This is a genomic window from Streptomyces longisporoflavus (assembly GCF_014649775.1).
GTDB lineage: Bacteria > Actinomycetota > Actinomycetes > Streptomycetales > Streptomycetaceae > Streptomyces > Streptomyces longisporoflavus.
In genome coordinates, this window is sequence record NZ_BMTR01000001.1 from 815965 (window position 1) to 837333 (window position 21369).

General features: G+C 71.9%; 26 protein-coding genes. 17 read left to right on the forward strand and 9 right to left on the reverse strand.

Annotation, left to right across the window (positions count from 1 at the left end; all coding sequences use genetic code 11):
- Positions 1-7 precede the first annotated feature (7 nt).
- From IE226_RS03840 to IE226_RS03850, 3 genes are all read left to right on the forward strand, one after another.
- Positions 8-901: an NAD-dependent protein deacetylase gene (locus IE226_RS03840; RefSeq protein WP_190079476.1), complete on the forward strand. Its 894-nt coding sequence runs from the start codon at positions 8-10 to the stop codon at positions 899-901.
- Between the two features lie 150 nt (positions 902-1051).
- Complete coding sequence (locus IE226_RS03845; RefSeq protein ID WP_190079477.1) at positions 1052-2002, forward strand: PP2C family protein-serine/threonine phosphatase; 951 nt, start codon at positions 1052-1054, stop codon at positions 2000-2002.
- A gap of 13 nt (positions 2003-2015) precedes the next feature.
- Complete coding sequence (locus tag IE226_RS03850) at positions 2016-3035, forward strand: MASE1 domain-containing protein (protein WP_229870395.1); 1020 nt, start codon at positions 2016-2018, stop codon at positions 3033-3035.
- 140 nt (positions 3036-3175) lie between these two features.
- Here the strand turns inward: IE226_RS03850 and IE226_RS03855 are convergent, their stop codons facing one another.
- Both IE226_RS03855 and IE226_RS45190 read right to left on the reverse strand, forming a co-directional pair.
- Complete coding sequence (locus IE226_RS03855) at positions 3176-3547, reverse strand: STAS domain-containing protein (RefSeq protein WP_190079478.1); 372 nt, start codon at positions 3545-3547, stop codon at positions 3176-3178.
- A 189-nt stretch (positions 3548-3736) separates the two neighbouring features.
- Complete coding sequence (locus IE226_RS45190; protein ID WP_190079479.1) at positions 3737-3922, reverse strand: hypothetical protein; 186 nt, start codon at positions 3920-3922, stop codon at positions 3737-3739.
- A gap of 199 nt (positions 3923-4121) precedes the next feature.
- Between IE226_RS45190 and IE226_RS44820 the strand changes: the two genes are divergently transcribed.
- On the forward strand, positions 4122-4250 hold the full coding sequence (locus tag IE226_RS44820; RefSeq protein WP_268251272.1) for an LPFR motif small protein: 129 nt from the start codon (positions 4122-4124) through the stop codon (positions 4248-4250).
- A gap of 95 nt (positions 4251-4345) precedes the next feature.
- On the opposite strand, the gene IE226_RS03865 is transcribed toward IE226_RS44820, so the two are convergent.
- The 4 genes from IE226_RS03865 to IE226_RS03880 form a co-directional block, all read right to left on the reverse strand.
- Positions 4346-4708 (reverse strand): STAS domain-containing protein, encoded by a 363-nt coding sequence (locus IE226_RS03865; RefSeq protein WP_190079480.1) that lies wholly within the window; start codon positions 4706-4708, stop codon positions 4346-4348.
- Position 4709: 1 nt separating this feature from the next.
- Positions 4710-6014, reverse strand: coding sequence for a PP2C family protein-serine/threonine phosphatase (locus IE226_RS03870; protein ID WP_373306857.1), 1305 nt, complete (start codon positions 6012-6014; stop codon positions 4710-4712).
- The gene (locus tag IE226_RS03875) at positions 6011-6814 is read right to left on the reverse strand and encodes an alpha/beta fold hydrolase (RefSeq protein WP_190079481.1); all 804 of its coding nucleotides are present in this window, start codon (positions 6812-6814) and stop codon (positions 6011-6013) included. Before IE226_RS03875 ends, IE226_RS03870 begins: the two co-directional genes overlap by 4 nt.
- 140 nt (positions 6815-6954) lie before the next feature.
- On the reverse strand, positions 6955-7197 hold the full coding sequence (locus tag IE226_RS03880) for a DUF6479 family protein (RefSeq protein WP_190079482.1): 243 nt from the start codon (positions 7195-7197) through the stop codon (positions 6955-6957).
- A 342-nt stretch (positions 7198-7539) separates the two neighbouring features.
- On the opposite strand from IE226_RS03880, the gene IE226_RS03885 reads away from it, so the two are divergent.
- Positions 7540-8892 (forward strand): APC family permease, encoded by a 1353-nt coding sequence (locus IE226_RS03885; protein WP_190079483.1) that lies wholly within the window; start codon positions 7540-7542, stop codon positions 8890-8892.
- 191 nt (positions 8893-9083) lie between these two features.
- Here IE226_RS03885 and IE226_RS03890 read toward each other — a convergent pair whose 3' ends face one another.
- Complete coding sequence (locus IE226_RS03890; RefSeq protein WP_190079484.1) at positions 9084-9428, reverse strand: MarR family transcriptional regulator; 345 nt, start codon at positions 9426-9428, stop codon at positions 9084-9086.
- Between the two features lie 215 nt (positions 9429-9643).
- Between IE226_RS03890 and IE226_RS03895 the strand changes: the two genes are divergently transcribed.
- The 5 genes from IE226_RS03895 (at position 9644) to IE226_RS03915 (ending at position 13502) form a co-directional block, all read left to right on the forward strand.
- Positions 9644-10000: an STAS domain-containing protein gene (locus IE226_RS03895; protein WP_229870397.1), complete on the forward strand. Its 357-nt coding sequence runs from the start codon at positions 9644-9646 to the stop codon at positions 9998-10000.
- A 316-nt stretch (positions 10001-10316) separates the two neighbouring features.
- Positions 10317-11354: an acyl-CoA dehydrogenase family protein gene (locus tag IE226_RS03900; protein WP_373306871.1), complete on the forward strand. Its 1038-nt coding sequence runs from the start codon at positions 10317-10319 to the stop codon at positions 11352-11354.
- Entirely contained in the window at positions 11351-12124 is a 774-nt protein-coding gene (locus tag IE226_RS03905; RefSeq protein WP_190079486.1) for a PIG-L deacetylase family protein, read from the forward strand. Before IE226_RS03900 ends, IE226_RS03905 begins: the two co-directional genes overlap by 4 nt.
- Entirely contained in the window at positions 12121-12735 is a 615-nt protein-coding gene (locus IE226_RS03910) for an SAM-dependent methyltransferase (RefSeq protein WP_190079487.1), read from the forward strand. The genes IE226_RS03905 and IE226_RS03910 overlap by 4 nt, the downstream gene beginning before the upstream one ends.
- Positions 12732-13502 carry a glycosyltransferase gene (locus IE226_RS03915; protein ID WP_190079488.1) on the forward strand — a complete coding sequence of 257 codons (771 nt, stop codon included), beginning with the start codon at positions 12732-12734 and terminating at the stop codon, positions 13500-13502. Before IE226_RS03910 ends, IE226_RS03915 begins: the two co-directional genes overlap by 4 nt.
- Before the next feature lie 641 nt (positions 13503-14143).
- On the opposite strand, the gene IE226_RS03920 is transcribed toward IE226_RS03915, so the two are convergent.
- A complete protein-coding gene (locus IE226_RS03920) occupies positions 14144-15124 on the reverse strand; it encodes a TIGR03557 family F420-dependent LLM class oxidoreductase (RefSeq protein ID WP_190079489.1) in 981 nt (326 codons plus the stop codon).
- Between the two features lie 173 nt (positions 15125-15297).
- Here IE226_RS03920 and IE226_RS03925 point away from each other — a divergent pair, with 173 nt between their 5' ends.
- A complete protein-coding gene (locus IE226_RS03925) occupies positions 15298-15540 on the forward strand; it encodes a DUF6480 family protein (RefSeq protein ID WP_190079490.1) in 243 nt (80 codons plus the stop codon).
- Here IE226_RS03925 and IE226_RS03930 read toward each other — a convergent pair.
- On the reverse strand, positions 15516-16526 hold the full coding sequence (locus IE226_RS03930; protein WP_229870399.1) for an SDR family NAD(P)-dependent oxidoreductase: 1011 nt from the start codon (positions 16524-16526) through the stop codon (positions 15516-15518). The two genes, IE226_RS03925 and IE226_RS03930, sit on opposite strands and share 25 nt — an antisense overlap.
- Before the next feature lie 220 nt (positions 16527-16746).
- Between IE226_RS03930 and IE226_RS03935 the strand changes: the two genes are divergently transcribed.
- From IE226_RS03935 to IE226_RS03960, 6 genes are all read left to right on the forward strand, one after another.
- Entirely contained in the window at positions 16747-17211 is a 465-nt protein-coding gene (locus tag IE226_RS03935; RefSeq protein ID WP_190079491.1) for an SRPBCC family protein, read from the forward strand.
- The gene (locus IE226_RS03940; RefSeq protein WP_190079492.1) at positions 17204-18811 is read left to right on the forward strand and encodes a phytoene desaturase family protein; all 1608 of its coding nucleotides are present in this window, start codon (positions 17204-17206) and stop codon (positions 18809-18811) included. Before IE226_RS03935 ends, IE226_RS03940 begins: the two co-directional genes overlap by 8 nt.
- 201 nt (positions 18812-19012) lie before the next feature.
- Entirely contained in the window at positions 19013-19435 is a 423-nt protein-coding gene (locus tag IE226_RS03945) for a CBS domain-containing protein (RefSeq protein ID WP_229870400.1), read from the forward strand.
- Positions 19436-19481: 46 nt separating this feature from the next.
- Positions 19482-20405 (forward strand): SDR family oxidoreductase, encoded by a 924-nt coding sequence (locus tag IE226_RS03950; RefSeq protein ID WP_190079493.1) that lies wholly within the window; start codon positions 19482-19484, stop codon positions 20403-20405.
- A gap of 105 nt (positions 20406-20510) precedes the next feature.
- On the forward strand, positions 20511-20765 hold the full coding sequence (locus IE226_RS03955; RefSeq protein ID WP_190079494.1) for a DUF6479 family protein: 255 nt from the start codon (positions 20511-20513) through the stop codon (positions 20763-20765).
- Positions 20766-20867: 102 nt separating this feature from the next.
- Positions 20868-21278 (forward strand): ANTAR domain-containing protein, encoded by a 411-nt coding sequence (locus IE226_RS03960; RefSeq protein WP_229870401.1) that lies wholly within the window; start codon positions 20868-20870, stop codon positions 21276-21278.
- Positions 21279-21369 lie beyond the last annotated feature (91 nt).

The following is a 21369-nucleotide window of genomic DNA, read 5'->3' on the forward strand; positions in this document are numbered from 1 at the left end:
GGCCCGTATGCGGACGCGACCCACGCTGACCTGGGAGCCCACGGGCGGCCTGCTGCCGGCCTCGACCGACCTCACGGCTGTCGTCGAGGCGGTGCGCGGCGGCGGGGTCGTGGTGCTGAGCGGGGCCGGGCTCTCCACCGAGTCAGGCATCCCGGACTACCGCGGGGAGCACGGCTCCCTGCGCCGGCACACTCCCATGACGTATCAGGAGTTCGTCGGCGCCGAGCAGGCACGCAGGCGGTACTGGGCGCGCAGCCAGCTGGGCTGGCGGGCCATGACGCGGGCCAGCCCCAACGCCGGTCACCGGGCCGTGACCGCCCTGGCCGAGGCCGGTCTGGTCACCGGTGTGATCACACAGAACGTCGACGGGTTGCAGCAGTCGGCCGGGGCCCGGCACGTCATCGAGCTGCACGGCAGTCTGAGCCGGGTGACCTGCCTGGGCTGCGGGCGAGGCAGCGACCGTGCGGAGCTCGACCAGCGGCTGCGTGCGGCCAATCCGGGGTTCGAGGCCGCTGCCGAGCGCTACCGTGCGGCGCGGGTCAATCCGGACGGTGACGTGGAACTGCCCGAGGAGGCGGTGCGCGAGTTCAAGGTGGTGGCGTGCTCGGCCTGTGGCCACGGGGTCCTCAAGCCGGATGTCGTCTTCTTCGGCGAGAACGTGCCCATCGAGCGCGTCGCGGAGTGCCGGCAGCTGGTCGGGGAGGCCGCTGTCCTGCTCGTGCTCGGCTCTTCCCTGACCGTCATGTCCGGGCTGCGCTTCGTGCGCCAGGCCTCGCAGTCCGGCACGCCGGTCCTGATCGTCAACCAGGGGCCGACCCGGGGCGACCGCTGGGCCACCGAGCGCGTCGACCTGCCCCTGGGAGAGGCGCTGCCCGCGCTGGTGGAGCAGGTGCGTCCCTGATCCTGCCGGGCGTCGGCGCCCCGGGTCCGGCCGACAGGGTGCGACCGGCGTCATCTGCGGGCAGACTTGATCGCGACGTTGTGCCAGTGGTGCATGTGGCGGAAGACAGCTGAACTGACGCGGGGTGCTCTCGCGGAACCGGGGCGATCAATGTTCCGTACGCAGACCGCCGACGACGGTGACGAGCTGCTTGCCAGGCTCGGGGGCCTGACGGCCCGGGCCCGGGAGCTCGCGGCGATGCAGCGCTCGCGGGTCGAGCTGGCCGTGGCGCTGCAGCGCGGCATGCTGCCCCACGACCTTCCCCAGCCCGCCGGTGTCCGGCTGGCCGTGGGCTACATGCCCGCCAATCACGGGCTCAACGTCGGCGGAGACTGGTATGACGCCTTCACCATGCCCGACGGCCGTATCGGACTGTCCATCGGCGACGTGCAGGGTCACAACATCCAGGCCGCCGCGTTCATGGGGCAGGTCCGGGTGGGCCTGCGGGCCCTGGCCTCCGTCACGGGCGATCCGGGGGAACTGCTCACGCGTACCAACGAGCTCCTGCTCTCCCTGGGCGCGGACCTCTTCGCCACGTGTACGTTCTTGCGGCTCGATCCGGCCACCGGCGTCCTTGAGTGCGCCAGGGCCGGTCACATCCCCCACATCTGGGCCACGGCCGACGGCCGGTCCGGCATCGACGAAGGGGAGTGCGGCCCCCCGCTGGGCGTGCTCGAAGGCGCCGAGTACCCCGTGGTGTGCCACCGGCTCACCACGGACGGGGTGGTCGTGCTGCTGACCGACGGAGTGGTGGAGGGGCCCTCACTGAGCCTCGACGAGGGTCTGCGGCGGGTGATGCGCCTCGCCGAGATCACCACCGCTGCCGGGCTCGGCATCAACTCCCTCGCAGGCGGTGTCATGCGACTGGCGGACACGGTGGGGCACGAGGACGATGCCGCCGTCCTGATCCTGGGCCACGACAGCGCAGCCGGCGACGCACGTCCGGCGCACGCCGCCGGGCACGGGGGAGGGGAGAAGGGGCCGGGGGAGCGCGGAGACGGGTCGGGGCGCGGAGACGGACCGGGACCTTCGCGTGGCCGAAGTGGCCCGCCGGGTGTCTGATGGCTCTGTGTTGGTGACTCGGCGTTTCGGGCTGTCCTTGGAGGCCGTCCTCAAGACGCTGGCCGTGGCCGCCTGCTACTACGTGGCCGGGCGGCTCGGCCTGCTCGGCCGGCTCACCGTCGAAGGCGTGATCGTCACACCCATCTGGCCGCCCACCGGCGTAGCCCTCGCCGCCCTGCTCGTCTACGGCACGGCGGTCTGGCCCGGCATCGCCGTCGGCTCCTTCCTGCTCATCGCGTCCCTGGCCACCCCGCAGCTCTCCACGCTGGTCACCGTGGCGGGCAACACCGTCGCGCCGTTGTGTGCCTGTCTGCTGCTGCGGCGGGCCGGTTTCCGGGTCGGGATCTCACGCCTGCGCGATGGTCTGGCCCTGGTCTTCCTCGGCGGGCTTGGAGCCATGCTGATCAGTGCCACGGCGGGGGTCGGGCTTCAGGTGGTGACCGGCCGGCTCGACACGGCGGAGTTCTGGTCGGTGTGGCTGGCCTGGTGGGTGGGCGATGCGATGGGCGTCCTGCTGGTCACGCCGCTTCTGCTGGTGCTGGTGGGGGCCACCGGGCCACTGCGGCTGAGGCGCTGGAAGGAGATGCTGGTCCTGGGCCTCACGACGTTGGTCGTCGTGCCCCTGTCGGTGCTCGGCGAGTTGAGCCTGCTCTTCCTCGTCTTCCCGCTGCTCATCTGGGTTGCGCTGCGCTTCCAGCTTGCGGGGAGCATGTTGTGCGCCCTGTTCGCGTCGGTGCTGACCACCTTCGAGGCGAGTACGCAGCAGGGCGCCTTCCACAACCTCTCGGCCATCGAGGTCATGACCAAACTGCAGGCGTTCAACGGCGCCTGCGCCCTGACGGCACTCCTGCTGTCTGCCATGGTCGCCGAACAGCGCGCGCTGCGGCGCTCGGTGCAGAACGCCTGCCGGGAACTGGCCGAGGTACTGGAGCACCTCGCCGCGGGCGAGACCCCGCCCGACCTGCCCGCCGACCATGCCGCCGACCCGCGAGCCGACTCGACGCGGGCGGCGGACCGGCGCGGGGACGTGTGAGCACCCGCTTGCGGGCCCAGACCCGCGTCGACGGGAACTGCGGCTGACCCGCCATCCCGGGTGGCGTCAGCGAAGCCGACGCCACCCGGGCAGGTCCGACCGGAGCGGGGACTCCGGCCAGGGGTGCGGTGGTGCGGGGCTCAGGGTGCCTCGTGGTGTGCCGCGGTGCTGAGGAGCGTGTGCAGTTGCCGCAGCCCCTCGTCGCGGGTGTCGGCCAGGGGCAGGACGGTGGCGGCGCCGGTGAGGTCGAGCAGGCGTTGGATGCCCGGGTGGAAGGGGCCGCTCAGGACGAGCGGGCGCCGGGCCTGCTCGTGCTCGGCTTTCGTCTGCAGGATCAGACCGAGCAGGGTGCTGTCGGCAAACGTGAGTGCGGCGAGGTCGAGCAGGGTGGCGTCGGTGCCGCTGTGGGTGCGGGCGCGGTGGAAGGCTTCGGTGACGGCGTCCGCGCCCTGGAGATCGATCTCGTGGCGCAGCGTGACCACGATGATCCGTCCCTCCGGACGGACTTCCATAGTGTTGTCGAGGGGAAACATTTGTCGACCCTGTCATATGCGCACCCGGCCGCGCAGCGGACGTCTGCATTCCCGCGCGATCGCCCGTGCCCGGACCGGCGGTCTGCACCGTTACGTCACCTCTTCGCCCGGCGTGAACCCGCACCCCACCCCTGCCGGGCCGCCCTTGAGGTTCTCAGCAGTCGGTTCTCAGCTGTCGGGGAAGGTGGCCTTCGTGAGTTCTTCGGATACCTGCCAGACGCGCCGGGCTTTGCTCGTGATGACCCAGCCGCGGGCCGGGTAGGCGCACTGGAGCTGACCTGCCAGACACCGCTCGATCCGCACCAGCCGCATCTCCTGCTCGTCTATACCGCCGTCCCCGGCAGCGAGAGCCACGAAAAGCTGCGGTTGCCGTCCGTCATCGGAGCGCAGGCGCTGCGCTGAGAGGCCCTCCGGCCGGCCGACGCCCCGCGACCCCCTCGCGCAGATCACGATGTTTTTGCCGTCGGTCCAGGGGCACCCGGTAGGCAACAGCTCGTGCAGGAGTGCACAGCTGGTGATGCGAGAGAGCTAGATCCCGCTTGGAGGTCCCGACATGCTGAAGGCCATTGCAGATGTGCTGCGAGCCATCGGTGGAGCCATCGCCACGGTCGTCACGCTTCCGTTCCGTGCCGTTGCCAGGCTCTTCGGCGGAGCTTCCGCCAGCGCCCACGGACACCACTGACTCCTGGGCGGATCCAGTGCCAAGGGCGGTGCCGACCACAGGTCGCACCGCCCTTGCGCGTGAGCGGCACCCGGCTCGGCAGGTCGTCCGGCCGGTCAGGCGGTCAGGTCCGTGACAGAGGCACGGGCAACGGCCGCGGCGGCGTCGGGGTAGAGGGCGAAGACCCGGTCGAGGCCGACGATGCGCAGGATGCGGGCGGTGTTGGCGGGGACCGCGGCCAGGGCGACGGTGGCGTCTTGTTCCATGGCCCGGCTGCGGGCCGCCAGCAGGGCGCTGATGCCGCTGGAATCGCAGAATGCCAGGCCGGTCAGGTCCAGGACCAGCTGCTGCCCCGCCATCAGGGTGAGCTGGTCGAGGAGTTGGCGCAGTTCGGGTGCGGACGTGTAGTCGAGGTCACCGGTGATCTCCAGTACGGGACCGGTGGCGGCGTCGCGGGAGGTGATCGTCAGCGGGGTCATCTCAGGTTTCACTGTCGGGGGCGGGGGCGGAGACCGGCGGCATGCCGAGTGCGAGCAGTGCGGTGTCGTCGTCAAGTCCGTCGCCGAAGCCGGCGAGGAGCCCGGTCAGGGCCGTGACCAGGGCTTGCGGGCCCGCGGCCGGCTGGGCGGCGGTGAAGGCGTGCAGGGCTTCCTCGCCGTACAGCTCGCGCTCGGGTCCGGTACGCGCCTCGGTCAGGCCGTCGGTGTACAGGAGCAGGGTGTCGCCGGGCCGCAACTCGGTGCGGGTAGCGGTGAACTCGGCCCGCGGCAGGACGCCGATGAGCATCCCGCCCGGCGTGGGCAGGAACTCCGCGCTGCCGTCCGCGCGCTGGACCAGGGCCGCCGGATGGCCGCCGGAGGCCAGCTGCACGCTGACGTGGTCCTCGCCGTGCTCCAGGACGCCGAAGACGGCGGTGCAGTAACGGCTGTCGCCGCTGGAGTACCGCTCGTGCAGCACCATGTTCAAAGTAGACAGCACGCTGACCGGATCGGGGTCGTGCAGCGCGGCGGCGCGCAGGGTGTAGCGGGTCAGCGACGTCGCGGCGGCGGCCTGCGGGCCCTTGCCGCACACGTCGCCGAGGAAGAACGCCCACCGTTTGCCGTCCAGGGCGAACAGATCGTAGAAGTCTCCGCCCAGCAGATCCGGCGAGGCCGTGTGGTAGTAGGAACCGGCCTCCAGACCCGGGATCTCCGGCAGCGCGGAGGGCAGCAGGCTCTGCTGGAGGACGGCGAGGGCCTCCTGGAGCCGGGCGCGGTCGGCCTCGGCCTGCCGGCGCGCTTCCTCGGCCTGCCGGCGTGCCTCCTCGGCCGCCGTACGGCCGCGCAGCAGTTCGGCCTCGTAGGCGCGGCGGTCCCGCGCGTCGAAGACCGTGGTGCGGATCAGCAGCGGCTCGCCCTGCTGGCTCGTCTTCACCTTCGAGGTGACAAGGACCGGCAGTCGCGCGCCGTCGGCGGCCTTGAGGTCCAGGGCGATGCCGCTGACCTCACCCTGCATCTGCAGCAGGGGCGCGAAATGCGTCTCGTGGTAGAGCTTGCCGCCCACGGTGAGCAGATCGGTGAACCGCATCCGGCCCACCACCTGCGACCCCTCCAGACCGAGCCAGTCCAGCAGAGTGGCGTTGATCTTCGCGATGGTGCCGTCCATCAGCGTCGACAGATACCCGCACGGGGCTTGTTCGTACAGCTCCTCGGCGCTGTCCTCCAGAAGCGAGGTGAACACCGCGTCGGCGGCATGCGCGTCGCGCTCCCCGCCCGGCTCGGACGTCTGGTCGGTGCAGCCCATCATGCTGCCGTTCCCAGGTATTCGGTGATCGCCCCGGCGGTGGCCTGCGGCGCGCTGAGCTGCGGGCAGTGGCCCGTCGCGGTCAGCGTCACCAGCCGGCTGCCGGGAATCGCGGAGTGGACGTAGGCACCGACCTCGCGGGGGGCGATCACATCCTGGCTGCACTCCAGGATCAGCGTCGGCACCGCGACCGTCTTGAGGTCGTCCCGGCTGTCGGACAGGAACGTGGTACGGGCGAACACCCGCGCCATGTCCGGATCGGTCGCGCAAAACGCGTTGGTCAGCTCCTGGCCCAGCTCCGGACGGTCCGGGTTGCCCATGATGACCGGGGCCATCGCCGCCGACCAGCCCAGATAGTTCGATTCCAGCGACTCCAACAGCTCCTCGATGTCCTCGGTACTGAAACCGCCCCGGTAGCCCTCGTCGTCGATGTAGCGGGGCGAGGGAGCGACCATCACCAGACGGGAGATACGCTGCGACGCCTTCGCGGCGGCGAGCACCCCCACCATCGCGCTGACCGAATGCCCCACGAAGGTCACGTCCCGCAGGTCCAGCTCCTCGCACACCTCCAGCACGTCGAGCGCGTAACCCTCCAGAGAGCTGTAGCGCCGCTCATTCCAGGCCGCAGGATCCGCCCTGCCTGAACCCACGTAGTCGAAGAGCACGACCCGGTGGTTCTCGGCGAGGGCGGGGACGATCAGGCGCCACATGTTCTGGTCGCAGCCGAAGCCGTGCGCCAGCAGGAGCACCGGCCCGTCCGCGCGGCCGGTGACGGTGACGTTGTTCCTGACACGGATATCCATATCCGCCAGTCTCGCATCAGAAATTCCCGCCTGACGCAGGGGGCCCGGCGCCCGCGACGCGGCCTTCATGTGACGGTCGTACCGGCCGAGTTGGCGCTCGCCCCCGCCGGTGCGGACACCCCGGCGAGGGCAGAGGCCGGTCAGCGGTGGGGGCGGCCCTGGGCGGGGTCGTCGTCGGGGGTCTGCCAGGTGGTGCCGCGCTGGGCCTCGCCGCTGGCGGGGGTGGCGGGCGGGGCGGGGGTGCTCGGCCTGCGCCGGGCCGCGCGGCGCCGCCCGCTGACGAACATGGCGAGCAGGCCGATCACCACGACCAGGCCCACCACGACGAAGACCAGTGAGCCGCCGCCCTCGACGGCCAGAACGGTATAGCTGTGAGTCTGCATGCCGCTCGTGTACCCGGTTCGCGCAGAAAATGCCCGCCCGGTCGGAGGAATCGCGATCAAGCCGAGTGGTCGGCGGCGGCTGCCCGGCGCAGGGTGAGCGCATGGACATGTCTTCGCACGGCCCGCGCGGGGAGCCGTCCGGGTCGACGCGGCCAGGGGGGCCGCTGCCGGCGTGTGTGGTTGTGCGGACAGGGGTTACCAGATGTCCATGCGACGACAGAAGAGCTGGTGGTCCCACGTACCGAGCGTCCCCGACCGTCCGTCCCGCGCCTGCCGCAAGAGTCACGGCACCGCACGGCACGCGACTCTCGCAGCGGTCGTGAACCTCCGGGAGCCGTGGTGATGGCCCGCTCCGCGCCGGCACCGTCCGCGGTGCGGGATCAGAGCCCCGGACTCAAGAAGACACTGACGACCCCGCTGCTCTACTTCTTCATCCTGGGAGACGTGCTGGGGGCGGGCGTGTATGTCCTCGTCGGCCAGGTGGCCGCGAAATCGGGCGGCGCCGTGTGGCTCCCCCTGGTCCTGGCCCTGGTGCTCTCGCTGCTGACGGCGGCCTCGTACGCCGAGCTCGCGACGAAGTACCCGCGGGCCGGCGGAGCGTCCCACTACGCGACTCTGGCCTACGGGCCGTTCGCCGGCTTCCTTGCCGGGTTCTGCATGCTGGCGGCGGGCATCGTCTCCGTGGCCGCACTGGCCAGGGGCTTTGCCGGCGAGTACTTGACCGCCTTCGTCACTCTGCCCGTCGTACTGGTGGCGGCCGTCTTCCTGTGCGCCCTGGCGCTTCTCAACGCGCGCGGCATCAGCGAGTCCACCCGCGCCAACGTGGCCGCGACGGTCATCGAGGTGGGCGGGCTGCTGCTCGTCGTCGGCCTGGGCATCATGCTGTTCCTGCGCGGCGACGGCGACGCGGCCAGGCTGGTCCAGTTCGGGACCGCCGACTCGGGGGCCGCGGCAGGAGTGCTGGCCGGGACGGTGCTCGCGTACTACTCCTTCGTCGGATTCGAGACCTCGGTCAACGTCGCCGAAGAGACCCGCGACCCGCGCCGCTCCTACCCCCGCGCCCTGTTCGGCGCCCTGGTGACGGCGGGGCTGGTCTACGCCCTCGTCGGCATCGTCGCCTCGGCCGCTGTCCCCACCGGCACGCTGGCCCACTCCAGCGGCCCGCTGCTCGAAGTGGTGAAGGAGGCAGGCGGGATGCCGCCGGAGCTGTTCAGCGCCATCGCGCTCGTCGCCGTCGCCAACGGCGCGCTGCTCACCGGCATCATGAGTTCCCGCCTGGCCTACGGCATGGCGCGGGACGGGCTCCTGCCGCGCGTTCTGACCCGGGTGCTGCCAGGACGCGGCACCCCGTGGGCGTCCATCGCGGCCACGACCGTCCTGTCGTTCCTGCTGGCGCTCACCGGTGACGTGGAAACCCTTGCCTCCACGCTCGTCCTGCTGCTCCTCGTGGTGTTCTTCCTCGTCAACACCGCCGTCCTCGTCCTGCGCCGCGACCGGGCGACGCATGCGCACTTCCGGGCCTGGACGGCGCTTCCGGTCCTCGGCGCGGTCTCCTGCGTGGTGCTTGCCACGCAGGTCGAGGCCGAGGTGTGGGTGCGAGGACTCATCGTCTTGGCCGTCGGTACGGCCCTGGGCGCGGTGGCCGCCGGGCGGCACCGGCGCGGAGTCGCCGGCGGCGGGATCAAGCCGGGGTGAGCACGCCGCATGGACATCGGGGCGCGGGGTACTGGGACGCGGTGGGCGGGGAAGCGTGTGCCACCTGGGGAGGTTGTCGAACGCTTCCCCGCCCGTCGATCCGTCGACCTGTGGACCCGTCGACCTGTGGACCCGTCGGCCCGGGGGCCGCCGGTCTGCAGGGGTGCCGGGTCAGTGCTCTCTGTGCCGGGTCAGTGCTCTTGGTCTGCCAGGGCCGCGGACGCGGCCGGGCGCGCGGAGTCGTGCTGGGCCAGGAGCGCCAGCAGGTCGGCGACGCTGGCGGGGGCGTCCGCGGGATGGCGCAGCAGCGTGTGTGCGGCGATGCGGTAGGTGTTTGAACGGCCTTCCCTGACGTGGGTGAGATACCCGCCCGCCTCCAAGTCGGCGATGATCTTCTGTACGGCTCGCTCGGTGAGCCGGCAGCGGGCGGCGATGTCGCGGACGCGGGTGGTGCGATCCGCGGCGATGGAAGCCAGCACGCGGGAGTGGTTGGTCAGAAACGTCCAGCCTGAATGTGGTTCCGGCGCTCGATCCATGTCCCCACGATAGGGGGCACCGTTCACGCATCTCAAAAGACGAATAGCTTTTCGTGTATTACTTGACGTGAAGAGTGAACCGGGTAATAGTGTGCGTGGTCCAGAAGACGACATGCCGGGAGCCGCACATGCCCCCTCACGCCACTCTTCCCCCCACCGCATGGACCTGCCCCGGATGCGGCCATACCTTCGCGCAGACGCGGACACCGGCCTCCGTGGGCTTGCGCATCGATGCGGACGGCGAGCGGCTCGTGGTGACCGTGTCCGGTGAACTCGACCTGGACAGCGCTCCGCTGTTGCAGCAGACGCTGCACCACGCGCTGGAGCACGCTTCCGCCGGGATTGAACTGGACCTCGGGGGTGTGGACTTCTGCGACTGCTCCGTCCTCAACGTCCTGCTGCATGCGCGTCATCGCGCCCACCGGGCGGCCCAGCAGCTCGTCCTGCGCGCCGGCAGCCCCGCCGTGGAAAGGCTGCTCGAGCTGACCGGCACACGCCACCTCTTCACCGCGGCCGAGTCGGGCGACGGCATGACAGCCGAGGGCAGGACAGCCGAGGACATGCAGCGGTGAGGAAGCCGTGGACCCCGGCGGCGCACAGGGAGCTTCGCGAAGTGGCGGCGGCCCGCGGGCTGCCCGATGCTGGGCTCTACGGAGTGCCGGCGGCTTTCCGCTCGATGCGGTCCTCGGTCGTAGGCCGGCGGCTGCGCCGAGGGGCCGGGGCGGGCGCCCGCGGGCACGTGTGCAGCGGGGCCGGTGAAAGGCGACGCCTCAGTCCAAGAGGGCGGCCGGGCAGCTCGGGCGGCTCCGGAGGAGCAAGGAACGACCTACGGATAGTCATGCGTCTGCCGGCGCGCTCGACGATGTACGCAGGAGGTCCCGCGTGATCCTGACGTCCCCCGAGCCGTCCCCCGACGTGCCCGACGTGCCCGATCACCTCCGCACACCGCAGCGGCGTACGGCGCACCTGTTCGCCGAGTTCGTCGAGCGGCAGGCGCCGGGCGTACCGCTGCCGGGCCGGATGACGGCGCGTCGGTTTGCCGTCCTGACCGCTCTGGGGCGGCAGGACCTGTCCCTGGCCCGGCTCGCCGAGGGACATCTCGACGCCGCGGCGATCCTGCACGAACTGAACGAGCCCCCGCCCGCCGCGGGGGAGCGGTGGGGCGTGTGGGCCGCCCGCCCGCCGGGCCCCGGCGTGCACGCCACAGCCGCCGGCGAGGAGTGGATGATCAGCGGCGTCAAGCCCTACTGTTCCGGTGCCCGCAGCTGCACCCACGCCCTGGTGACCGCGGACGCGGAGGACGGGTACCGACTGTTCGCCGTCCCGCTGGAGCACCCGGGCGTACGGCCGGTGGAGGGGACGTGGCCCGCGATCGGCATGGCCGGCAGCGACAGCCTGGACATGTCCTTCACGGACGTACCCGCCCGGGCCGTCGGAGGGGTGGAGGGCTATCTGAACCGGCCGGGCTTCCAGCACGGCGGGATCGGCGTGGCGGCCTGCTGGCTCGGCGGCGCCCACGCCGTCGCCGCGCCGCTGTACCAGCGAGCCGAGGCGGGACGCTTGAACGAACACGCCGCCGCCCACCTCGGAGCGGTCGACATGCTGCTGCACACGGCCGACACGGTCGTGCGCGAAGCGGGCGAGGACATCGACGCCGACCCCCTCGACGAACGCGAGCAGGCGCGGGTACGCACCCTGCGCGTGCGCTGCCTGGTCGAGAAGGTGTGCGCCGAGGTGATGGACCACGTCGGGCGGGCCACCGGCGCCGGGCCGTTGTGCCAGGACGAACGGCACGCCCGCGCGGTGGCGGATCTGACGGTCTATGTGCGCCAGCACCATGCCGAGGCGGCCCAGGCCGACCTCGGCCGCCAGGCGACAGCCGCCCGCACGCAGATGACAGCCCCCCGTACACAGGCGGCACCATGAGCACGCCACGGACCCGTACCCCTGACAGACAGGCCGCCGCCGCGGCGATCGACGCGCCGGGCACCGACGAGGCCATGTGGCGAGCGGCACGGCTGGCGGACCACCTGCCCCGCCTGGTACTTCCCGCGGGCGCCGTGGTCGTGGTGGCCGCCCATCCCGACGACGAGGTCCTGGGGTTCGGCGGTGCCATCGCCACCCTGCTCGCTGCCGGAGGGTCGGTGCACACCGTGTGCCTGACCGACGGGGAAGCCTCCCACGGCCCGGCGACGCCCTCCGCCCTGGCCCGGCTGGCCGCCAGGCGGCGCGGCGAACTGACCGCGGCGCTGGGCGAACTCGGAGCCCTGCCCGCCCCCGTGCACGCCGCTCTGCCCGACTCCGCGCTCGATGAGCACGAGGACGAGGCCCGCGCCGTGATCGGCGAACTCCTGGACGCCACCGGGGCCGCCCTGTGCGTAGCCCCGTGGGAGAACGACCTGCACAGCGACCACGAGGCCGCGGGCCGCGCCGCGCGAGGCGCAGGCCGGGACACGGCGACGCCGGTGTGGTCCTACCCGGTGTGGATGTGGCACTGGGCCCGCCCGCACGACCCGCGGGTGCCGTGGCACCGGGCCTCCGTACTCCCTCTCGCGCAAGCGGCGCTCGACCGCAAGGAAGCCGCCCTGGCACGGTTCACCAGCCAACTGGAGCCGCGCGGCCGCGGCATGCCTCCGGTGCTGCCGCCGCAGGAGATCGCCCACCACACCCGCACCTTCGAGACGGTGCTGCATTGAACACCCCGGCGGCCTACTTCGACAGCCAGTACGCCCGGGCCACCGACCCCTGGCACCTGGGCGAGCGGTGGTACGACCGGCGTAAGTACACCCTGACCGTCGCGGCCCTGCCCCGCGCCCGCTACGCCCGGGCCTTCGAACCCGGCTGCTCGGTCGGCGTGCTGACCGAGCAGCTGGCCGCGCGCTGTGACCGTCTGCTTTCCACCGACCGCATCACAGCGGCCGTGGAAACCACCGCACGGCGCAGCGCCGGCCTTGAGCACGTCACCGTGCGGCAGATGACGGTCCCCGGGCAGTGGCCCCAAGAGTCCTTCGATCTCGTGGTGTTGTCGGAACTGCTCTACTACTTCGACACCGGTACCCGCGCGGCGCTGCTGCACCAGAGCATGGAGAGTCTGGACGGGGGCGGCCATCTGGTCGCCGTGCACTGGAACCACCCCGTGGCGGAGCACACCTGCACGGGCCGCGACATCGCCGCCCAGCTCGACGCCCTGGACGGACTGAGCGGCCTGGCCCGCTACGACGATCCCGACTTCACCCTCACCGTCCACGAACGCCGCCCGGATCCGGGCCCGGTGCTCTCGCCGGCCCGCGCGGAAGGTCTCGTATGACGCCCTCGGCCCTGGCCGTCGTCGTCCCCGCGCACGACGAGGAACGCCGCATCTCCGCCTGCCTGCGCAGTCTGCGGGTGGCCGCCGCGCACGTGGCGCCGCTGCCCGTGCTGATCGTGGTGGCGGCGGACGCGTGCACGGACGCCACAGCGAGCCTGGCCGCCCGTGAGGGAGCCCGGGTGGTGGAGACCCGCTGCCGCAATGTCGGTGCCGCGCGGGCGGCCGGCATCGATCACGCGCTGGAGCGGCGGGCGGCTGCCGGCCCGGATGTGTGGCTGGCCATGACGGACGCCGACAGCACCGTGCCCGCCGCATGGCTCGCTCACCAGATCGCCTGGGCGCGGAGGGGGTACGACGCCGTCCTGGGCACCATCCGCCTCGCCCCCGACACGGCCGGCCCCTTGCTGGTGGCCCGGCACGACGCCGAGTACTTCCGCACCCGGCGACTCGGCAAGAGCGGGAGAGCATGGGAGCACCCGCACGTACACGGCGCCAACCTGGGCGTGTCCGCTGCGGCCTACCGCCGCGTAGGCGGCTTCGCCCCGCTGCCCACCGGCGAGGACCGCGACCTCGCGGCCCGCCTCTTCGCGACGGGCCATCGCATCGCCCGCACCGACCGGCACCCCGTGCGCACATCGGCCCGCCTGCACGGGCGGGCCCCCGGCGGCCTCGCGGATCTCCTCGCCCACCTGCATCCCGGGGCGCCGGATCCGCCGGCCGCTCCCGACTCCGCCAGGGCCGGCTTCCTTCCGCTGTCCCGCCCCTGAACGCGCGCCGGACCGTCCCTGACCGGGCAGCGCCCCCGTCGGCGGTCGCGGAGCCTTCTGGCGTAGGGGAAATGCGCGAGCCCGCGGCGTTTCGAGCCCCGGCTCCGGAGAACAGTGGGGGCAAGGGCGTACCGCCCGCGCTGGCTCCCCTCCACGGTCGGTGCGGCCCGGCCGTGGGCGTCGGCATTGCGGGAGTTCGCCGACGTCCATGGCTGTGTTCGTCTCGCGCCGCCGAGCGCGCCGCGCCCCGAACGAGGTCGTCGACGACTGCCCGCGCCGCCGCCTCGTACCGATCCCGGCGTAGCCGAGTAGGCCCGTTTTCCCGCGATTGCACCAGCTTACTGACCCGTCGTACGGGCACTCTTACCCTTGCCCCCAGTCCCCGGGCGTGTAGTGAGGTCTGACCCCAAAAGCGGCCGGGACGCGCTCTGCAGCGAACGAAGCCCCGGTCCGGACGTCCTCATGTCCTGGCCTGGAGCCACTCCCGCGCCCCCGGGCCCGTGAGGACGTCGGCGCGAGGTAATAGGGGAGCCATGCCCCGCGCCGGCGCGGCCGCCGCCGCTTCGAGCGACGCGACGGCGGCCGCGTCCAGCCCCCGCGGAATGCCGGCTGCCGGCGCGGCCGACCGGACCGCAACCGGGTCAGGCTTGTCCGCCGCTCGGCCGGAGCTGCCGCATGCGCCCGTCGAGTTCGCGCTGGTAGAAGTCGATGAAACCGTCGGGATCGGGGCCGGCGTTCTGCATGACCAGGTTGTCGAAGCCCGCGTCCACGAACTTCTGCGCCACCTCGACGAACCGGGCGGGGTCCGTGCCGCAGGCGAACTTCTCCAGGATGTCCTCCTCGCGCACGGTCGAGGTCGCGGCGTCGAAGTTGACCGGGTTGGGCAGCTCGCTCATGACCTTCCACCCGGTCAGCGCCCAACGCGAGGTCTCCAGGGCCGCCTTGGCCCCGGTGTGCTCGTCGGGGGCCCAGGCCATCGGCACCTCCGCGTACCGCGGGCCGGTACCGCCGGCATCCCGGTACTGCCGGACGATCTCGGGCTTGTCCTCCGTGGCGAACAGGCCGTCTCCCAACTCGGCGGCGAGCCGCGTCGAGTCCTTGCCGCTGGCGGCCACCGCGATCAGGGGAAGCTGTTCGGGCAGGTCGAACACCCGCGCGTCCGTCAGCCGCAGATGCTTGCCCTCGTAGGAGCGGTAGCCGCCCTTCCACAGCAGCCGGATGATCTCCAGGGCTTCCTCGAGCATCTCGTGCCGGGTGGAGACGGCGTCGGGGAAGCCCACGCCGGTGACGTGTTCGTTGAGCCGCTCGCCCGAACCGAGGCCGAGTACGAAGCGACCCTCGGAGAGCAGGGCGAGGGTGGCGGCCGCCTGGGCGATGATCGCCGGGTGGTAGCGCACCGTCGGGCAGGTCACGCCGGTCGCCAGCTCGATGCGGTCGGTCTTGGCCGCGATGCTGCCGAGGACCGTCCAGGCGAACGGCGAATGTCCCTGATTGTCGAGCCAGGGGTGGTAGTGGTCGCTGATCTCGACGAAATCGAAGCCCGCCTGCTCCGCGAGCACCGCCTGCCGCACCAGTTCTGCCGGGCCGAAGGCCTCGGCGGCCAACTTGTAGCCGATCTTCATGCTGCTGTTATCTCCTTGCAGGTCGCGACCGCTTTCGTTCGTTCGCATAGGCGTACCCGACGTCTCCGGGGCATAACGGGCGCGTCTGCCGGCACGCCCGAAAGGAGTGGAGAGGCGCGCGCCCGAACGGGGTGGAGAGGTGAGCCCGGCGATGTCGTGGCAGCTTGGATGACATGACCCCTTCCAAGGACCCGAGCCCGGAACCGGACCCCGACACCTCGACGGGTCTGGAACCCGGCGGGGGCGTGCCACCGGGAGAGACTCCGCCCGCCGAGAGCAGCATGTCCGGAGCAGGGCCTGACGAGACCCACAATCCGGCCAGAGGGTGGGCCAAGGGGCCCGTGACGCTGATCAGCGTCCTTGTGGTGCTGATCGCGGCGTTCTTCCTCGTCTACGCCCTCGTCCTGCTGCTTTGAGCGGACGGACCCGCTCGCCGCGCGGACACGGCCGCGGCGCCTGCCCCCGCCGCCAGCGCCAGTGTGCCGATCCTGCGCAGCGCGGTGCGCCTGCGCCCGTGCCAGCCGCCGTTCACCGAGGCCGGGGCGGCGGACGGCCGCAGGACGTTGCCCTCGGTGGGTTCCGCGCCGTGCTTGCGCGAGAGGTGGGCGCGGTCCATCTGATGGGCAAGGACCCGTTCCACGAACGGCGGCGCCACCTTCGACAGAACCCCCAGGACCTGTCCGGCCGGCCCCACGTAGACCTCCCTGCGCGGCCTGACCGCGAGGCCCACGACGGTCTTCGCGGCGCGCCGCGCGGTGTAGACGGGGGCCATGGGCAGCACCGCCCGGCCCGAGTAGTTGGCCGCGTCGCGGAAGAAGGGGGTGTCCATGGTCGCCGGGAGCACCGTGCAGACGTGGATGCCGTCCTGCCCCGCCAGCCTCATCTCCTGGCGCAGGGTGCCGCCAAGGGCTCGTACCGCCGCCTTGGACAGGACGTAGGGGGTGTTGTACGGGACGACCGCGGCGCCGACCACGGAGGACACGTTGACGATCGTGCCGTGCCGCTGCCCGCGCATCACGTCCAGGGCGGCCCGGGCGCCGTTGACGTAGCCGAGAACGTTCACGTCCACGACGTGCCGGAACACCTCGTGCGGCACCTCCTGAAGCGCTCCGAAGGCCGCCACCGAGGCGTTGTTGAGCCAGACGTCGATGCGCCCGAACGTGGCAACGGCCTGCTGTGCGAGGGATTCGACCGCCTTGGCGTCCGTCACGTCGGTGGGCACCACGAGCGTGCGGGCGCCGTGCGACGAGCGGCATTCTTCGGCGACCTCGCGCAGTACGTCGGCCCGCCGCGCGGCGAGCACGAGCGAGCATCCCCGGGCGGCGAATGCCTGCGCGCAGGCCCGGCCGACTCCGCTCGACGCTCCAGTGATCACGACGACCTTGTCCAGGTCAGCAGCCACCTGTTCGGCCCCTTCCGTTTCGTTGTGCCGCTCCTTTTCCGGTGTCGGTGCGGCGGTGCGGCAGGGGTACCCCTGGCGGCGCTCGGCCACACCGGGAGGCCGGCAACGGGGCCGACCCGGGGGAGGGGGTGTAGAGCGGGCGCAGGCGGTCACTCGGCATCCGCGCGACGATCAGCAGTGTTCGGGCAGTCAGGTCCCGACCGCATTACCTGGAGGCGTCATGGCCGTACGGCACCAGCTCATCCGCCGCCCGCCGCAAGCCCTGTGGGCCGTGCTCGAAGACGAGTCACGTTTCCACGAATGGGTGGTCGGCACGCACTCCTCCTGCCCGGGTGACGGCAACTGGCCCAAACAGGGATCCACCCTGAACTACACCGTGCGCCTCGGGCCCAAGGAGGTCGCCGGGTTCACCGTGGTGCGCCGTTACGAGCCGCCGCGGTTTCTGGAACTCGAGGCCTTCAGCGGGCCGCTGGGCACCGCGCGCATCGCCTTCGACATCCGGCCGTGGGGGGAGAACACGCTGGTCATCCTGGACGAGCATCCGCTGAGCGGCATGGGCGGCACCTTGCACAACGGCGCTTTGGACATGGTCCTGCAGCTGCGCCACCGCCGTCTGCTGCGGCGCCTGGCCGGCGTCGTGGAGGAGTCGGCGCCGCAACGGGGCAGGGAGACGGCCGATGCCTGACGCGGTAGTGATCGGCAGCGGGCCCAACGGTCTCGTGGCCGCGAACCTGCTGGTCGATGCCGGCTGGAGCGTGACGGTCCTGGAGGAGCAGGAGCAGACGGGCGGCGCGGTGCGCAGCGACCGCGGGGTCGATCCGGACTTCGTGAGCGATGTGTTCAGCGCCTTCTATCCGCTGGCCGCCGCTTCCCCGATCGTCGACTCCCTGGACCTGCACCACTACGGCCTGCGCTGGAGCCACGCCCCGCACGTCCTTGCGCACCCGCTGCCGGACGGGCGGTGCGCGGTGCTCGATCGCGACCGGGCGACGACGGCCGACAGCCTGGAGGCTTTCGCCCCCGGCGACGGGCAGGCCTGGCTGGAGTTGTGCCGGGTCTGGGAGGGCTTGCGCGACCCCCTGTTGGAGGCGCTGTTCACGCCGTTTCCTCCCGTGCGCGCGACGGCCCGGCTCGCGGCGCGGTTGCGAGCGGCCGGCGGACTGCGGATGGCGCGCGAACTCCTGCTGCCGGTACGCAGGCTGGGCGAGGAGAAGTTCACCGGAGAGGGCGGCAGGCTGCTGCTCGCGGGCAACGCGCTGCACGCCGACCTGGCTCCGGAGGCCGCAGGCAGCGGCGGCTTCGGCTGGCTGATGACGATGCTGGGCCAGAGTCACGGCTTCCCGGTGCCCGTGGGCGGGGCGGGAGCGCTGGCCGATGCCCTGGTGGCACGGTTGCGGGACCGCGGCGGCAGCGTGCGGTGCGGGCAGCGCGTCACCGAAGTGGTGGTGGGCGCGGGGCGGGCCCTGGGTGTGCGGACCGCCGACGGGGACGCGGTACGCGCACGGCGGGCCGTGCTGGCCGACGTCGCGGCGCCGCATCTCTACCGCGACCTGGTCGCCGGACACCATCTGCCCTCGCGGGTACGGGAGGACGTGCGCCGTTTCGCCTGGGACTTCGCCACGTTCAAGGTGGACTGGGCGCTGGACGGGCCCGTCCCGTGGACCGCGCCCGGGGCCCGCGGCGCGGGAACGGTGCACATCGCCGACGGCGTCGACGCCCTCACCCGCTTCGCCGCCCAACTGGCCACCGGACACGTCCCCGACCACCCCTTCCTGCTGTTCGGCCAGATGACCACCGCCGACCCCACCCGTTCCCCGGCCGGCACGGAGTCGGCCTGGGCCTACACCCACGTACCGCACGAGGTAAAGGGCGACGCCGGGGGAGAAGGGCTCGCCGGACGCTGGGAGAAGCGGGAACAGGAGGCCATGGCCGACCGGATGGAGGAGCAGGCCGAGCAGTACGCACCCGGCTTCCGCGACCGGATCCGCGCCCGGCGCATCCTGGCGCCCCCCACTTTGCAGGCCGCCGACGCCAACCTGCACAACGGGGCCATCAACGGCGGAACCGCCGCCATGCACCAGCAGCTCTTCTTCCGGCCCCTGCCGGGAACGGCCCGCCCCGAGACCCCGGTGGCCGGCCTCTACCTCGCCTCGGCATCCGCCCACCCGGGCGGCGGAGTGCACGGAGCGCCGGGGGCCAACGCGGCCCGCGCCGCCCTGCGGGCCAGGGGTCCCGTCCGTACCGCCGCCGTGACCGCGCAGCGCGCGCTGGCCCGGCGGCGGTGACCGGGGCAGCCGGGCGCCGAGAAGCGCGGCGATGGCACCGCCCGCTGGGCAGCGCGCATCGCAAAGAACCCGTAATCGCCTGTTTCGCGGCCCGCGCACCAGGACACCCGGCAGGCATGATCCCGGCGCGGAAGGTGTGCCGGGGCATGAAGTGAACCAGCAGCCATGAAGTGAACCATCAGCCGAAGGACGGAGATCGCCATGCCCACCAAGACCGCACGCGACATCATGACCGGCGGCGCAGAGTGCGTCCGAGCCCACGGCACCGCCCTGGACGCGGCCCGCAAGCTCAAGGAGCTGAAGGTGGGCGCCCTGCCCATCTGCGGTGACAACAACCGGCTCATCGGAGTGGTGACGGACCGCGACCTCGTGGTGAAGGTCCTGGGCGAGGGCCTGGACCCGGCGGAGGTCGAGGCCGGCACCCTGGCCCAGGGGGAAGCCGTGACGATCGGCGCGGACGACCCCATGGACGAGGTCTTCGCGACCATGACGGAGCACAAGGTCCGGCGGCTTCCCGTGATCGACGGCAAGGACCTCGTCGGGATGGTCGCCCTCGCGGACGTGGCCCGGTCCCTCGACGACCCGGAAGCGGGACGTCTGCTCGAGGCCCTCTCGACCGACTGAGCCGCGACAGAGCCACCGACGCCACCGTTCAAAGGGGACTTTCCGCATGAGCGACAGCACTCCCGGCGCGCCCAACGCCGCGTCCGCCTCCGCCCAGGTCTCGGAGGAGCTCTTCCCGCCCTATCCGCTGCAACGCCTGCAACGCCCGGGGCTGGAATCCGAGATGGAGCTCGCTCCCCGCTACCAGGCCCGGAACTACCGGCCCGCCGACAAGCTGGCCGGCAAGGTGGCACTGGTCACCGGCGGGGACTCCGGCATCGGGCGCGCCGTGGCCCTGCTGTACGCACGGGAAGGCGCCGACGTCGCGATCGTCTACCTGCCCGAAGAGGAGTCCGACGCCAAGACGGTCGAGAAGGAGATCCACGCCGTCGGGCGGCGCTGTCTCCTGCTGCCCGGCGATCTGTGCGACCCGGACTTCTGCGCCGAGTCGGTACGCCGCACCGTCGAGGAGCTCGGCGGGCTGAACATCCTGGTCAGCAATGCCGCCTACCTCAACAGCCAGACGGAGCTCGAGCAGTTGACCGCCGAGGACTTCGACCGGGTCTTCAAGACGAACGTCTACGCCTACTTCCACCTGGTCATGGCGGCCTTCCCGCGCATGGGCCAGGGCGATTCCATCATCGCGACGGCCTCGGAGGAGGCCCTCAAGGGAAGCGATCGGATGATGGACTACGCCGCGTCCAAGGCGGCCGTGGTGGTCTTCACCAAGTCGATCGCCCCTCATCTGATCAAGAAGGGTGTGCGCGCCAACGTGGTGGCCCCCGGGCCCACCTGGACGGCGCTGAACCTGGCAGGACAGCGTTTCCCGGACGACTATCTGATCAATCTGGGCACCCAGACGCCGCTGGGTCGCGTCGCGCAGCCCGAGGAGCTGGCGCCCGCCTACGTCTACCTCGCCAGCGACGCCGACTCCAGCTACACCATCGGCGAGACGATCGCGGCCACCGGCGGCTATACCGACTCCCGCTAGACGCAGGCCCGGGCCGTCGTTGACGGCGGCGGCCCGGGCCTGACCGGCGGGCGGGCCGGCATTCCCGGGTTGCCTTCCGGGTCGGTTTCACCGCTGATGGGGTATATGGCTGATATGCACACTCATCGCTATACCGTCCTGGCGCTCGAGGGCGGCGGCTCGCTCATCTTTCCCATCGTCGGCGTCGCCGTCGTCCTCGGGCTCCTCGCCATGTTCGTCAGCGGCCGGCGCCGCGCGGCCCGGCGCACCCAGCCCAGCAAGCCCGCCCACACACCCAAGCCGGCCAGCGGCGAAGCCCAGCGCGGCACCACCTGGCAGACCCCCGACGACGACCCCGATCAGGGCCACCCGCACCGCTGAGGCCATGAAAGCGCACGGGGCGGGCAACAGGACCGTATGGCGGTAGACGTGGACGCTCTGTGCAAGCAATTGGACGCTACTCACGAACGCGCCAGGGAGCTGGTGCGCAGGTCTCGTCGGGCGTCGAACCACAGCTCCCGGCTGCGCCTGGAAGGCGGCCACCGCCGACGCGCCAGGCAGCGCTTCTCGCCGTGCCCCGCGCTCCCGCCCCGGACTCCGGCGCCGACACCGCCCACGGAGGCCGAGGTGGAGGAGCTGCGGCGGGAGAACGCGCAACTGCGCCAGGTGCTCACCGGCCGCCCGGTGGTGGACCAGGCGCGCGGCATCCTGATGGCCGTGGGAGCCTGCGGGCCCGAGCGTGCCTGGGAGGTGCTGGTCAGTGCCTCCCAACGCACCAACATCAAACTGCGGCGCGTCGCGGAGCTGGTGGTGGCCGGCACCACCGGGGGGCAAGTCCCCCGGCCCGTGGCGGCGCAGCTGCGCCGCTCCCTGGAGCGGCTGCCGCACACATGAAGCCGCACAGACAAAACACATGAAGCCGCACAGACAAAAGCGGGAACCCCCGGATGGAGGAGGGTGGCAGGGGGTGTGAAGGGACGCATCG

Bases quoted from the DNA above. Each gene is read 5' to 3' on its own strand.
- IE226_RS03840 (WP_190079476.1), top strand. From the start codon at position 8: ATGCGGACGCGACCCACGCTGACCTGGGAGCCCACGGGCGGCCTGCTG.
- IE226_RS03845 (WP_190079477.1), top strand. From the start codon at position 1,052: ATGTTCCGTACGCAGACCGCCGACGACGGTGACGAGCTGCTTGCCAGG.
- IE226_RS03855 (WP_190079478.1), bottom strand. From the start codon at position 3,547: ATGGAAGTCCGTCCGGAGGGACGGATCATCGTGGTCACGCTGCGCCAC.
- IE226_RS44820 (WP_268251272.1), top strand. From the start codon at position 4,122: ATGCTGAAGGCCATTGCAGATGTGCTGCGAGCCATCGGTGGAGCCATC.
- IE226_RS03865 (WP_190079480.1), bottom strand. From the start codon at position 4,708: ATGACCCCGCTGACGATCACCTCCCGCGACGCCGCCACCGGTCCCGTA.
- IE226_RS03870 (WP_373306857.1), bottom strand. From the start codon at position 6,014: ATGATGGGCTGCACCGACCAGACGTCCGAGCCGGGCGGGGAGCGCGAC.
- IE226_RS03875 (WP_190079481.1), bottom strand. From the start codon at position 6,814: ATGGATATCCGTGTCAGGAACAACGTCACCGTCACCGGCCGCGCGGAC.
- IE226_RS03880 (WP_190079482.1), bottom strand. From the start codon at position 7,197: ATGCAGACTCACAGCTATACCGTTCTGGCCGTCGAGGGCGGCGGCTCA.
- IE226_RS03885 (WP_190079483.1), top strand. From the start codon at position 7,540: ATGGCCCGCTCCGCGCCGGCACCGTCCGCGGTGCGGGATCAGAGCCCC.
- IE226_RS03890 (WP_190079484.1), bottom strand. From the start codon at position 9,428: ATGGATCGAGCGCCGGAACCACATTCAGGCTGGACGTTTCTGACCAAC.
- IE226_RS03905 (WP_190079486.1), top strand. From the start codon at position 11,351: ATGAGCACGCCACGGACCCGTACCCCTGACAGACAGGCCGCCGCCGCG.
- IE226_RS03915 (WP_190079488.1), top strand. From the start codon at position 12,732: ATGACGCCCTCGGCCCTGGCCGTCGTCGTCCCCGCGCACGACGAGGAA.
- IE226_RS03920 (WP_190079489.1), bottom strand. From the start codon at position 15,124: ATGAAGATCGGCTACAAGTTGGCCGCCGAGGCCTTCGGCCCGGCAGAA.
- IE226_RS03925 (WP_190079490.1), top strand. From the start codon at position 15,298: ATGACCCCTTCCAAGGACCCGAGCCCGGAACCGGACCCCGACACCTCG.
- IE226_RS03935 (WP_190079491.1), top strand. From the start codon at position 16,747: ATGGCCGTACGGCACCAGCTCATCCGCCGCCCGCCGCAAGCCCTGTGG.
- IE226_RS03940 (WP_190079492.1), top strand. From the start codon at position 17,204: ATGCCTGACGCGGTAGTGATCGGCAGCGGGCCCAACGGTCTCGTGGCC.
- IE226_RS03945 (WP_229870400.1), top strand. From the start codon at position 19,013: ATGCCCACCAAGACCGCACGCGACATCATGACCGGCGGCGCAGAGTGC.
- IE226_RS03950 (WP_190079493.1), top strand. From the start codon at position 19,482: ATGAGCGACAGCACTCCCGGCGCGCCCAACGCCGCGTCCGCCTCCGCC.
- IE226_RS03955 (WP_190079494.1), top strand. From the start codon at position 20,511: ATGGCTGATATGCACACTCATCGCTATACCGTCCTGGCGCTCGAGGGC.